The sequence below is a fragment of the Pseudomonas sp. M5A4_2d genome, from assembly GCF_053345295.1.
The window spans coordinates 163,643-175,757 of record NZ_JBKEZW010000004.1 but is presented as its reverse complement, the minus strand read 5'-3'; the positions used below and the strand labels follow the sequence as shown (position 1 = coordinate 175,757).

11 protein-coding genes are annotated in these 12,115 nt (G+C 60.6%); 7 read left to right on the top strand and 4 right to left on the bottom strand.

The window, feature by feature from the left end; genetic code table 11:
- The first annotated feature begins 35 nt into the window (after positions 1-35).
- The gene (locus tag ACLBW8_RS13850) at positions 36-1,052 is read left to right on the top strand and encodes a DUF4917 family protein (protein ID WP_447805584.1); all 1,017 of its coding nucleotides are present in this window, start codon (positions 36-38) and stop codon (positions 1,050-1,052) included.
- A 141-nt stretch (positions 1,053-1,193) separates the two neighbouring features.
- On the opposite strand, the gene ACLBW8_RS13845 is transcribed toward ACLBW8_RS13850, so the two are convergent.
- Positions 1,194-1,721 carry a helix-turn-helix domain-containing protein gene (locus ACLBW8_RS13845; RefSeq protein ID WP_064451263.1) on the bottom strand — a complete coding sequence of 176 codons (528 nt, stop codon included), beginning with the start codon at positions 1,719-1,721 and terminating at the stop codon, positions 1,194-1,196.
- Positions 1,722-1,880: 159 nt separating this feature from the next.
- On the opposite strand from ACLBW8_RS13845, the gene ACLBW8_RS13840 reads away from it, so the two are divergent.
- The 6 genes from ACLBW8_RS13840 (at position 1,881) to ACLBW8_RS13815 (ending at position 9,136) form a co-directional block, all read left to right on the top strand.
- Positions 1,881-2,663, top strand: a complete 783-nt coding sequence (locus tag ACLBW8_RS13840; protein WP_262667262.1) for an aldolase — start codon at positions 1,881-1,883, stop codon at positions 2,661-2,663.
- Between the two features lie 27 nt (positions 2,664-2,690).
- Positions 2,691-3,563, top strand: a complete 873-nt coding sequence (locus tag ACLBW8_RS13835; RefSeq protein ID WP_447805583.1) for a dihydrodipicolinate synthase family protein — start codon at positions 2,691-2,693, stop codon at positions 3,561-3,563.
- A gap of 199 nt (positions 3,564-3,762) precedes the next feature.
- Positions 3,763-4,302, top strand: coding sequence for an RNA polymerase sigma factor (locus ACLBW8_RS13830; protein ID WP_447805582.1), 540 nt, complete (start codon positions 3,763-3,765; stop codon positions 4,300-4,302).
- The gene (locus ACLBW8_RS13825) at positions 4,299-5,267 is read left to right on the top strand and encodes a FecR family protein (RefSeq protein WP_447805581.1); all 969 of its coding nucleotides are present in this window, start codon (positions 4,299-4,301) and stop codon (positions 5,265-5,267) included. The genes ACLBW8_RS13830 and ACLBW8_RS13825 overlap by 4 nt, the downstream gene beginning before the upstream one ends.
- 125 nt (positions 5,268-5,392) lie before the next feature.
- Positions 5,393-7,951, top strand: coding sequence for a TonB-dependent hemoglobin/transferrin/lactoferrin family receptor (locus ACLBW8_RS13820; protein WP_447805580.1), 2,559 nt, complete (start codon positions 5,393-5,395; stop codon positions 7,949-7,951).
- A gap of 285 nt (positions 7,952-8,236) precedes the next feature.
- A complete protein-coding gene (locus tag ACLBW8_RS13815; protein WP_447805579.1) occupies positions 8,237-9,136 on the top strand; it encodes a DMT family transporter in 900 nt (299 codons plus the stop codon).
- A gap of 105 nt (positions 9,137-9,241) precedes the next feature.
- Here the strand turns inward: ACLBW8_RS13815 and ACLBW8_RS13810 are convergent, their stop codons facing one another.
- The 3 genes from ACLBW8_RS13810 to ACLBW8_RS13800 all read right to left on the bottom strand — a co-directional run bounded on the left by ACLBW8_RS13810 (position 9,242) and on the right by ACLBW8_RS13800 (position 12,106).
- On the bottom strand, positions 9,242-10,459 hold the full coding sequence (locus ACLBW8_RS13810) for a class I SAM-dependent methyltransferase (RefSeq protein ID WP_447805578.1): 1,218 nt from the start codon (positions 10,457-10,459) through the stop codon (positions 9,242-9,244).
- Between the two features lie 245 nt (positions 10,460-10,704).
- Positions 10,705-11,322 (bottom strand): TPM domain-containing protein, encoded by a 618-nt coding sequence (locus ACLBW8_RS13805; protein WP_064451255.1) that lies wholly within the window; start codon positions 11,320-11,322, stop codon positions 10,705-10,707.
- A gap of 49 nt (positions 11,323-11,371) precedes the next feature.
- Positions 11,372-12,106, bottom strand: coding sequence for a TPM domain-containing protein (locus ACLBW8_RS13800; protein WP_447805577.1), 735 nt, complete (start codon positions 12,104-12,106; stop codon positions 11,372-11,374).
- Positions 12,107-12,115 lie beyond the last annotated feature (9 nt).

Below are 12,115 nucleotides of genomic sequence, written 5' to 3'. Positions count from 1 at the left end.
TCACCACCCAGCCGATTTCGAGTAGACCCGCCGCAATGATGGATTTCCAGGATATTGACGCCCACCTTGAAGACTGGAGCGCGCTGCGCAGCAGCGTGGACTTCAATGGGATTCTGATCGGCAACGGCGCCAGCCGGGCGATTTGGGAAGACTTTGCCTACGACTCGCTGTTCGAAAACGCGCGCACCGTCGAAGAAAAACCCCTGAGCCAATCCGAGCTGAGTGTGTTTGACGCCCTGCAAACCCGCAGTTTCGAACAAGCACTGGGCGCACTGAAAACCACCAGCCGGGTCAACAAAGCCCTGGCGGTCAGCTCAGCCGCGCCGCGCAATCGCTACTATGCGATCAAGGAAGCGTTGATCAACACCATCCACGCCGTGCACATTCCATGGCGCCTGGTGCAGCCCTCGACCCTGGCGACGATCAACGCGGAACTGGCCAACTACGCCACCGTGTTCACCAGTAACTACGACCTGCTCAACTACTGGGCGATCCTGCACACCCCGGGCATTGATGACCTGTTCCGCAGCGCCGACGCCAGCTTCGACCTGCGCAACACCCACACCGAGGCCACGCGCATCCTCTACCTGCACGGCGGCCTGCACCTGGTGCGCAACCTCGACGGTACGGCGCGCAAATTGCCCTCCACCGACAGCACCTTGCTCAGCAGTTTTGCGATCAACAATACGATCAAGACCCTGGACGATGTGCCGTTGTTTGTCAGCGAAGGCAAGGTGGAAGAGAAGCTCAAGACCATCCGCAGCTCGGACTATCTGTCGTTCTGTTATGAGCAGTTGCTCAGCCATGAGGGCGCACTGTGCATCTTCGGCCATGATTTGGGGCCGCAGGATAAACACCTGGTGGATGCGCTTCGCCAGGCCAGGCTGACCACGCTGGCGATTTCGGTATCGGGGCGCAGCGACGGGTTTATTCGTCAGCAGAAGCGCCGGTATTCGGCGTTGTTTGAGGGCAGTGGTGTGGCGCTGAAGTTTTTTGCGGCACGGACACATCCTTTGGGTAATTCGGCGCTCTCGGTGCCGGTCGAGCGCTGATCACCTGCAACAAAGAAGGTCAAATGTGGGAGCGGGCTTGCCTGCGATAGCGGTGGGTCAGCAAACCGTGTGTCAACTGGCAGACCGCTATCGCAGGCAAGCCAGCTCCCACATTGACTGCATTTCAACTAGTGATCGCAGTCATTCCTCAGCGCTGTGCACCACGACCAACAACTGCGCCTGCACCTCCCCCACCGAGCGAAGCCGGTGGGGCTTTTGCGCGTTGAAGTGCAGCGCGTCACCCCGCTCCAGAATCACCCGCTCGTTCATGAAATCCACTTCCACCTGGCCTTCATGCACGAATAAAAATTCCTCTCCCAGATGCTCCTTGAAGGTCTTGTCGGTGAACTCAGCCGGCGGGTAGATGATGAACGGCAGCAGGCTGCGCTCACTGACCTGATGCGCGAGCACCGCATAACCCGGCGCAGTGTCCGGCCGCTCATGGGCACGCACCAGGCTGTAGCTGTCGAGGCTGACGCTGTCTTCGCTGAACAGTTCTTCGACCTTCACGTTCAAGGCCTTGGCCAGTTTCAGCGCGGCGGCAATCGACGGCGTATTGAGCCCGCGCTCGACTTTCGACAGGTAGCTTTTGGTCATCCCGGACTTTTCGGCCAAGGACTCCAACGTTACGCCAAGTTTTTTTCTCAATAATTTCAAACGGATAGACATTTGATGCGGTTAATCCATGCAGAAAAGCGAGAGCCGCGCTTGCCAATGACACAAAGTGTCATATAGCATCTTTAGTGTCATTTGCGTTCACCCAACAGCCTTGCTCGCGCTGGAGACCCGCAAATCCGACGTCCATTGAACCACCCAAAGGACACCGATATGGCCAAGACATTAGCACTCTCAAAAGACCAACTGGTCAAGCAAGCGCTGATTCAGATGCAAAATTCCCTGGCGGATAATACGTGGACCGACCGGCAAAAGCTGGCGCTCACGTGCCGCATTCTGTTCGAACACGGTCACGACTCCGGCCTGGCCGGGCAGATCACCGCACGAGGCCCCACGCCTGGCACTTATTACACCCAGCAACTGGGCCTGGGTTTTGACGAAATCACCGCCAGCAACCTATTGCTGGTCAATGAGGACCTGGAAGTTTTGGAAGGCCACGGCATTCCCAACCCGGCCAACCGCTTTCACACCTGGGTGTACCGTGGGCGGCCGGATGTGAACTGCATCATCCATACGCACCCCACTCATATTGCCGCGCTGTCGATGTTGGAAGTACCGCTGCAGGTGTCGCACATGGACCTCTGCCCGCTGTACGAAGACTGCGCTTTTTTGGAAGCCTGGCCGGGAGTGCCGGTGGGTAATGAAGAAGGGGAAATCATCACCACGGCGCTCGGCGACAAACGCGCGATTTTGCTCTCGCATCACGGCCAACTGTCCACCGGGGCGAGCATCGAAGAAGCCTGTGTGATCGCGCAGTTGATCGAGCGCGCGGCCAAGTTGCAGTTGCTGGCGATGGCGGCGGGCACGATCAAGCCGATCCTGCCGGCGCTGGGGCGCGAGGCTCATGACTGGATCTCCAAGCCCAAGCGCCACGGCGCCGCGTTCAATTACTACGCCCGGCAGAGCCTGCGCCAACACGCCGACTGCTTGAACTGATTGCCCTTTTTCGACTGGAGACTTCCCATGTCCACACCCACTATTCACGGCATCATCGGCTACACCATCACGCCGTTCAGCGCCGACGGTCAACGCATTGACCTCGACGCCCTGGGCCGCTCCATCGACCGTTTGATCGACAGTGGCGTGCACGCCATCGCGCCCTTGGGCAGTACCGGCGAGGGCGCCTACCTGAGCGACGCCGAGTGGGATGAAGTCAGTGCCTACAGCCTCGCGAAAATCGCCAGGCGCGTACCGACTATCGTCAGTGTGTCCGACCTGACCACCGCCAAGGCCGTGCGTCGGGCCCGTTACGCCGAGGCCAATGGCGCCGACGTGGTGATGGTACTGCCGGCCTCGTACTGGAAACTCAGCGAAGCGGAAATTCTCGCCCACTATGCCGCGATTGGCGACAGCGTCGGCGTGCCGATCATGCTCTACAACAACCCGGCTACCAGCGGCACAGACATGTCGGTGGAGTTGATTCTGCGCATCATCAAGCAGGTCGAAAACGTGACCATGGTCAAGGAGAGCACCGGCGATATTCAGCGCATGCACCAGTTGCATCGTCACAGCGATGTACCGTTTTACAACGGCTGCAACCCGCTGGCGCTGGAAGCTTTCGCGGCAGGTGCCAAGGGTTGGTGCACGGCGGCGCCGAACCTGATCGCGCAGCTCAACCTGGCGTTGTACGAGGCGGTGTTGGCCAATGATCTGACCAAGGCGCGGGCCCTGTTCTATCGCCAGTTACCGCTGCTGGAATTCATCCTCAAGGGAGGTTTGCCGGCGACGATCAAGGCTGGGTTGCGTTTGACCGGGTTGGAAGCGGGTGATCCAAGGTTGCCGGTGTTCCCATTGGGTGAAGCGGGGGTCGAGCAGCTGAAAGCATTACTCCGCTAGGACTACAACCTAATGTGGGAGCGGGCTTGCTCGCGAAAGCGGTGTGTCAGTCAACCCAAATGTCGACTGTCATGCCGCCTTCGCGAGCAAGCCCGCTCCCACATTTTAAATGCGCCATTCGTTATACCGCGACAAATGACAATAGTTCTCGATATCATTCATGGCTTTTCTACGTCGTGCTTCGTCAAGAAGGATAGCCATGTCTCGTCCCAAGCCCGACCCGTTGTCGGCCGATGCCTTTCGCGGGTTTTATGCAGATATTCTGTATTTCCTGCGCAAGCGCACGGACAACGCCAGCGACGCGGCGGACATGACCCAGGATGTCTTTACCCAGTGGCTGGACTACCGCGACCGCGCGAAGGTCGAGCAGCCACGGGCGTTTCTGTTCCAGATGGCGCGCAACCTGCTGCGCGATCACTGGCGTAAACAGAAGGTACGGCAGACCGCCCACGCTGAGCCGGCCGACAGGGACGCCGAGCCGGTCACCGACGAGCAAAATGACCCGATGGCCGCCGCGCAGCGCCTGCAACGCCTGGAACAGTTGAAAGAAGTCCTCGCCGAACTCTCGCCCCGCAGGCGAGAAGCCCTTATGCTGCACCGCTTCGAAGGCCTGAGCCAGACGCAGATCGCCGAGCGCATGGGCATTTCGACCAGCATGGTGGAAAAGCACATCGCTTTTGCCCTGCTGCATTGCAAGCGACGTCTTCACATTGACCCCGGCACGGAGCAGCCAGAATGAACCGCTTGAGCGACATCGACGCCCTGGACATCGAAGCGAGCGACTCCATTGACGCCCAAGCCGCCAGCTGGTTCGCGCGCAACCGCAATGACGCGGGGCGTGCCGACCGCAAAGCCTTTGCCGCCTGGCAGGCTGAGCCCGCTCATGCACGCGCCTATGCCGAATTCGAGCAACTGTGGGCCGACCTCGCCCAGTTGCAGCAACTGAACCAACCCGTGCCACTGCCCGCGCGCAAACCCTCGATCTGGCGCCCCGCCCTGGCCGTGGCGGCCGCGCTGGTCTGCACAGTGCTGACCACCCACATCGGCGCGCCTCGCGAGCTCTACCACAGCCAAATCGCCGGGCATGCCAAAGGCATGCGCACGCTCAATCTGCCCGATGGCAGCACGCTGTATGTGAATGCCAACACCCATCTGCGGGTAGATTTCAGCGCCCATCAACGCATCCTTCATCTGGACAAGGGCCAGTTGTACATCGAGGTCGCTGCCGACAAGGAGCGGCCGCTGTACGTGCAGGCCGGCGAGGCGAACGTGCGGGTGGTCGGCACCGGGTTTGATGTGCGGCGCAGCCAGCAACAACTGGTGGTCAGCGTCGCCCATGGTCAGGTCGCCTTCGCGGCGGACGCCAAAAGCCCCGTCACCTTGCTCGGCGCGCAGCAACGCGCAACTTACAGCTACGCCAAAGGCACTGTTCAACAGCAAACCCTCACGGGCGAAGACGTCGCCGATTGGCGCAGCGGGCACCTGTCCTTTCGCAATCGCGACCTGGCCAGCCTCATTGATGAGCTGAGCCTCTACCGGCCCCAGGCCCCGTTGCAGGTCAGCAAAGCCGTGGCGCAACTTAAGCTCTCGGGCAATCTGGATGTGAATGACCCGGACGCCCTGCTCAATGCCCTGCCTGCCCTGCTCCCGGTAAAAACCGTGGCGTCGGCCGATGGCATCGTGAGAATTGAACCGATCAAGTAAGGCTCGCCCTCCATTTGAGAATATTTTGCATTCGCAGGTGTGGAATTTTTTGCCTGCGCCGTCTTCCTCCCGACTGTGTTTGATACGCACACCTTTTTGGCTATTTAGCCACCCCGGGGGATTCCATGTTTCGCGCGCCTTGCCACGCTTCGCACCTGTTTCTTCGACCGTCCCTGATTGCTACCTGCATGGCGTTCAGCCTCAGTGCCCAGGCCGAGACGTTCAAGCTGCAACTGCCCGCCCAGTCCCTGGCCACCTCGTTGAGCCAAGTGGCGCAGCAGGCGAAAATCCAGCTGCTGTTCAATGAAACATTGCTCAAGAACGTGCAGGCGCCGGCGCTCAATGGTGAGTTCACCCCGGAAGTGGCGATTCGCACCTTGCTGAAAAACGGCGAATTCACCCTGATCAGGGTCGGTACCACTTACGTCGTGCGCCCCGACGAAGGCAAGACCACCCACAGCGGCGCGATCCAGCTCGACGCTCTCAGCGTGATAGGCACGGGTAACGAAGTCGACGCCAGCACCGTCAACCGCTCCACCCTGACCCAGGCCGACATCGACCGCTACCAGTCCAACAACATCCCCAGCCTGTTGCAGACCTTGCCCGGCGTGAGCCAGGGCGGTTCGCTGAAACCCGGCGGCCAGACCATCAACATCCGCGGTTTCGGCGATGCCGAAGACGTGCCGCTGACCGTCGACGGCGCCACCAAGAGCGGCTTCGAGCGCTACCAGCAAGGCACCGTGTTTATCGAGCCGGAGTTGATCAAAAGCATCGAGGTCGAGAAAGGCCCCAACTCGCCGTTCACCGGCAACGGCGGTTTTGGCGGCACGGTCAACATGACCACCAAGGACGCCCCGGACCTGCTCCAGGACGGTCGCAACAGCGGCGCAATGCTCAAATACGGTTACTCCAGCAACGACCACGAACAGGTCTACAGCAGTGCCGTGTATGGCCGCACCGACGACGGCCGTTTTGACGCGCTGGCCTACCTGACCCAGCGCGACGGCGGTGATATGAAGGTGGCCGCCAAGTTGCCCAACGACAACAACGAGTACCCGGTCAACCCGCAGCGCTTGCCCAACAGTGCCCAGGATGTGGACGGCAAGCTGTTCAAGGTCAACGCGCACTTCACCGATGAGCACAGCGTTGGCCTGTCCTACTCGCGTTCCCACAGCAATCGCTGGACGCCGTTCTCCGCCGCCAGCTACCCGACGCCGCCGACCCAGGCCAACATCGACCGCTATGGCTACGAAGGTGCGTTGAAGCGTTTTTTAGCCCACCGCGACACTGTCGACACCACCTGGTCGGGCAAGTATGAATACACGCCGCTGGATAATCCGCTGGTGGACCTGACCGTCAAATATTCCCAGTCCAACACCGACCAGACCGACGAGCGCGACGCCAGCGCGTTTTTCCAACTGGCCACCGGCGGGCGCAAGATGGACACCGCCTACACCGACAAGCACCTCGACATCCGCAACGTCAGCCTGTTCGACACCGGGCCGTTGCAGCATGCGGTGACCGTCGGCGGGCAGATTCGCAGGCACATCCGCGAAACCGAGATGTGGATGCCTGGTGCCACGTACAACACCGCGCGCTATAACTATGGGCATTTCCAGCCGGGCTTCATGCCCCACGGCAAGGTCGATACCCACAGCTTCTTTGTCCAGGATGCGGTGACCGTCGGCGATGTGACCATCACCCCGTCCCTGCGCTACGACCACGTGCGCAACGGCGGCGAAGGCAACGATGCGCCGTACTACAACAACCCCGATCCGTCCTTCGGCCACGATTACAGCGACCGCACCTACACCGGCTGGTCACCGCGCCTGGCGCTGTTCTGGAACGTCACCCCGCACCTTGGGCTGTTCGCCAACTGGAGCAAAACCTGGCGCGCACCGGTCATCGACGAACAGTACGAAGTGCAAGGCCTGGGCAGCCGCACGGCCACCAGCGTCGACCTCGACCCCGAGCGCATCACGTCGATCACCGTGGGCAGTGTCGTCAGCTACGATAACGTGCTTGCCCAGGACGACAACCTGCAAGTGCGCACCACCGTGTTCCACAACAAAGTCGAAGACGAAATCTTCAAGGCCACCGGCGTCGGCTGCCAGAACCAGGCGATCAATGGCGGCACCATTTCCAGCGCCTGCCCATCGGGGGCGATGCCCAACTACCGCAACATCGGCGGCCTGACCATCAAGGGCTTTGAGCTCGAATCGTTCTACAACTCCACCTACCTGTTCGGCTCGGTGTCGTTCGCCTACGCCAAAGGTGAACACGAAGGCGCCTATACCAACCCATGGGGCCCGGACGTGCCGGCACGTGACATTCCACCGACCAAATGGGTGCTGGTACTGGGCACCCACATTCCAGCCTGGGATGCCCAAGTGGGCTGGATGGGCCAGTTCATCGGCGCAACCGATCGCTTGCCGAGTGACAAATATTCCGGCGGCCCCGGCAGCAGTTTGGGCGACCTGTTCTACGACCAATACGGCAATAAGGCCTACAACACCCAAGGCCTGTTCGCCAAATGGAAACCGCAACAGGCTTACCTCAAAGGTACCGAGGTCAACTTCACCGTGGACAACCTGTTCAACAACAACTTCCGTCCGGCCTTGAGCGGCGACCGCGCCTACATCAAAGGCCGAGATGCGAAGATCAGCGTCACGCGGTTCTTCTGAGGTTAGGGGTGCAGCCGGCGATGCAGATTTCTCGGTCTGTCAGCACAACCGAGGCGATCCCTTCGCAGCCTCGCTGGAGCTCGACAGCTCCCACAGTAGATCGCGAGCGAATGGAGATCCAATGTGGGAGCTGTCGAGCTTCAGCGAGGCTGCTAAGGCGGCGGCACTGCCAACAGAGCGATTGAAACTGTACGGATAAATCCGCACCCAGCTGTAGGCCCGCTACTGGCAGGGGTTGTGGCTAGATGGGCTTCCCTTGAAGCCCTGCAGATTTCGGTCCCCATCATGAGCTCGCGCGAAAACACCGGCATGGCCCTCGGCCTGCTGGGCGTCATCATCTTCAGCCTGACCCTGCCCTTCACCCGCATCGTGGTGCAGGAAATCCACCCGTTGCTCAACGGCCTGGGTCGCGCGTTGTTCGCGGCGGTTCCGGCAGCGGCGCTGTTGCTGTGGCGCCGTGAGCGCTGGCCGACCTGGCGCCAGGTACGCGGGTTGTGCCTGGTCATCGCCGGCGTGATTCTCGGTTTCCCGGTGCTGTCGGCCTGGGCCATGCAAACCTTGCCGGCGTCTCATGGCGCGCTGGTCAACGGCCTGCAACCCCTGTGCGTGGCGCTGTACGCGGCGTGGCTGTCCCACGAGCGGCCGTCGAAAGCCTTCTGGGCCTGTGCGGCGTTGGGCAGTGCGTTGGTATTGAGTTACGCGTTGATCACCGGTGCCGGCAGTATCCAGGCGGGTGATTTGTTGATGCTCGGCGCCATTGCCGTGGGCGGCCTGGGTTATGCCGAAGGTGGCCGGCTGGCCAAAGAAATGGGCGGCTGGCAGGTGATCTGCTGGGCGCTGGTGCTGTCGACGCCGGTGTTGATCGGCCCGGTGTGGTACCTGGCGGCGCAGCATCAAGGGGCGATTTCCATGCGCACCTGGTGGGCGTTTGGCTATGTGTCGCTGTTCTCGCAGTTCCTGGGATTTTTTGCCTGGTACGCCGGGCTGGCCATGGGCGGCATTGCACGGGTCAGTCAAATTCAGCTGTTACAGATTTTCTTCACCATCGCGTTTTCGGCGTTGTTCTTTGGTGAGCACATCGAGCCGATTACCTGGCTGTTTGCCTGTGGTGTGATCGTGACAGTGATGCTCGGGCGCAAGACGGCGGTGCAACCTGCGCCGACCTCAAAGATGAATGCGGCCTAAATGTGGGAGCGGGCTTGCTCGCGAAAACGCAGTGTCAGCCAACCTATCAGGCGGCTGATGCACCGCATTCGCGAGCAAGCCCGCTCCCACACTTTGGTCCTGTTTTCAGCCTAAATAACCCTCTGCACGCAGCAGGGTTTCCAGGCAGTGTTCGCTGATCCGGTAGAACGCCTTCAGCGCCTGGATTTTTTCCAACAGTTGCGCGTTGTCGATCGGCTCCGTGCGTTTGACCGCCAGAATCATCTTGTTCTTGTTGGTGTGTTCCAACGAGATGAACTCGAACACCTTGGTCTCATAACCGCAGGCTTCGAGGTACAACGCCCGCAGGCTGTCGGTGACCATTTCCGCCTGTTGGCCCAGGTGCAGGCCGTATTGCAGCATCGGCTTTAGCAGCACCGGGCTCTGGATTTGCAGACGAATCTGTTTGTGGCAGCACGGCGAGCACATGATGATCGACGCGCCGGAGCGAATGCCGGTGTGGATCGCGTAATCGGTGGCGATGTCGCAGGCATGCAGGGCGATCATCACGTCCAGTTCGCTCGGCGCGACGCTGCGCACATCACCGCATTTGAACACCAGCCCCGGGTGTTCCAGGCGCGCGGCGGCGGCGTTGCACAGGGTTACCATGTCTTCGCGCAGCTCAACACCTGTCACCTCGCCCTCGGCCTTGAGGGTGTTGCGCAGGTAATCGTGAATGGCGAAGGTCAGGTAGCCCTTGCCCGAACCAAAGTCAGCGACGCGCACCGGCCGGTCCAGTTTCAACGGTGACGAAGTCAGCGCATGGCTGAACACTTCGATGAATTTATTGATCTGCTTCCACTTGCGCGACATCGATGGGATCAGCGCCTGCCTGGCGTCGGTTACGCCCAGGTCAGCGAGGAACGGCCGCGTCAGGTCCAGGAAGCGATTTTTCTCGCGGTTATGCTCCGCGGACGGCGCCTCACGCAGTTGCTGCGGCTTGCTTTTGAACAGCGAGCTTTTGTTCTTCTTGCTGTACTCCAACTGGGCTTCATCCGTCAGCGACAGCAAGTGCGCGTTCTTGAACGACGCCGGCAGCAGCTCGGCAATCGCTGCCACGCCGTCCGCCAGCGGGAAGTTCTTGGTGATGTCGCGCGTCTTGTAGCGGTAGACGAAGGACAGGCACGGCTGCTCCTTGACCGTCACTGGCTTGATGATCAGCCGCTGCAGCTCGGCCTCTTCACCGACGTACTTGGCCAGTACCAGCTTGATAAACGCATGCTGCGCGAGGCTTGCGCTCAGCAGTTCGATGAACTGGGCGTGATGATCCGGCGCAGGGCTGGCAGGTTGAGCAGTGACGGACATGAACAAAAACGCCTCGGGCTGGGAATGCCGGGCATTTTAGGGGGGATAGACGTTGAGGGCACGGGGTTATTTGATCAACGGTCACTCAGCCGCCGCAAATCAAATGTGGGAGCTGCTTTGTGTGGGAGCTGGTTTGCCTGCGATGCTGGCACCGCGGTCCATCAGGCAAACCGAGGTGAGGCCATCGCGGGCAAGCCCGGCTCCCACAGAAAAGCAGCTCCCAAATAGGCTCAGGGGAATTTGGGTTATTCGAGCACGATCAGTCGGTTGGGTAGTTCATTACGCGTCTGCGTCACCGGCACATGCACCTTGAGCAACTCGCCACAGGCTTCAATACACGCAATAAACCCGGCCAGCGTTTGCCCCTGTTTTACCTGCTGGGTAAACGCCTTGACGATGCCATCCCAACTGCTGTTATCCAGGTGTTTGGAAATGCCCTCGTCCACCAGGATTTCCACATACCGCTCCGCCTCGCAGACAAAAATCAGCACGCCGGTGCCGCCCAGCGTGTGGTGCAGGTTCTGCTCCAGAAACTGCCGGCGTGCCAGGTTTGACGCGCGCCAATGGCGTACCGAACGCGGGATCAAGCGGGTGGTGACCTTGGGCAGGCGAAACACCAGGCACAGCACAATAAACGTCGCCCACTGCGCCAACAGCAAGGTGTACATGGTCAGGTAGCCCGACAAGTAATGCACCACGCCAGGCACCACCAACGCAATCAGGCTGGCCCATAGCAGCGGGATGTAAGCGTAATCGTCGGCGCGGGCCGCCAGCACGGTGACCAGTTCGGCGTCGGTGGTTTTTTCAACCCGGGCGATCGCTTCGGCGACTTGGCGCTGCTCGTGTTCAGTCAGTAATGCCATGGTTGTAGATGCTCTTTTCTAGTTATTGTCATTACCCGCCGCACGTTCATTACCAGCCACCTGAGGCACCGCCGCCGCCGAAACCACCGCCGCCGCCTCGGAAGCCACCACCACCACCGCCGCCACCGCCACCGCCGCCGCGCCCACTGCTGCTGAGGATCGCCAGCAAGATAGCGCCAACCGGTAGGCCCAAGCGATTGCACAGCCATAACACGCCGATCAGCAGGATAAACAAGCCGATGGAAAACCCGGGATTATCCTTGGCGAAATTCGCATCCGCCACATGGGCCGGCACCGCCAGCGGCTCACCGCCCACCACTTGCACTATTGCCGCCACGCCGTCGCTGATGCCCTGGCTGTAATTACCGGCCTTGAACTTGGGCGCAATCACCTGGTTGATGATCACCCATGACTGCGCATCGGTCAGCACGCCTTCAAGGCCATAACCGACTTCGATGCGCAATTTGTGCTCATCACGCGCGACGATCAACAGTGCGCCGTTGTCCTTGCCCTTCTGGCCGATGCCCCATTGGCGACCCAATTGGTAACCGTAGTCTTCAATCGGCACGCCTTGCAGGTCGGGGACGGTGACCACCACGATCTGGTCGCCGGACGTTTGTTCCAACGCCTGCAACTGCTGGGTAATCTGCGCGTGCGTTGCCGGGTCGATCATCTGCGCGGCGTCCACCACCCGCCCGGTCAATGCCGGAAAGGTCAGCGCCGCCTGGGCCACACCGACGCACGCCAGCAACCACAGCGCCAAGCCTATCCGTAATAAACGCATCGACACCTC

Coding starts and splice junctions, on each gene's coding strand:
- ACLBW8_RS13850 (WP_447805584.1), top strand. CDS start 36: ATGATGGATTTCCAGGATATTGACGCCCACCTTGAAGACTGGAGCGCG.
- ACLBW8_RS13845 (WP_064451263.1), bottom strand. CDS start 1,721: ATGTCTATCCGTTTGAAATTATTGAGAAAAAAACTTGGCGTAACGTTG.
- ACLBW8_RS13840 (WP_262667262.1), top strand. CDS start 1,881: ATGGCCAAGACATTAGCACTCTCAAAAGACCAACTGGTCAAGCAAGCG.
- ACLBW8_RS13835 (WP_447805583.1), top strand. CDS start 2,691: ATGTCCACACCCACTATTCACGGCATCATCGGCTACACCATCACGCCG.
- ACLBW8_RS13830 (WP_447805582.1), top strand. CDS start 3,763: ATGTCTCGTCCCAAGCCCGACCCGTTGTCGGCCGATGCCTTTCGCGGG.
- ACLBW8_RS13825 (WP_447805581.1), top strand. CDS start 4,299: ATGAACCGCTTGAGCGACATCGACGCCCTGGACATCGAAGCGAGCGAC.
- ACLBW8_RS13820 (WP_447805580.1), top strand. CDS start 5,393: ATGTTTCGCGCGCCTTGCCACGCTTCGCACCTGTTTCTTCGACCGTCC.
- ACLBW8_RS13815 (WP_447805579.1), top strand. CDS start 8,237: ATGAGCTCGCGCGAAAACACCGGCATGGCCCTCGGCCTGCTGGGCGTC.
- ACLBW8_RS13810 (WP_447805578.1), bottom strand. CDS start 10,459: ATGTCCGTCACTGCTCAACCTGCCAGCCCTGCGCCGGATCATCACGCC.
- ACLBW8_RS13805 (WP_064451255.1), bottom strand. CDS start 11,322: ATGGCATTACTGACTGAACACGAGCAGCGCCAAGTCGCCGAAGCGATC.
- ACLBW8_RS13800 (WP_447805577.1), bottom strand. CDS start 12,106: ATGCGTTTATTACGGATAGGCTTGGCGCTGTGGTTGCTGGCGTGCGTC.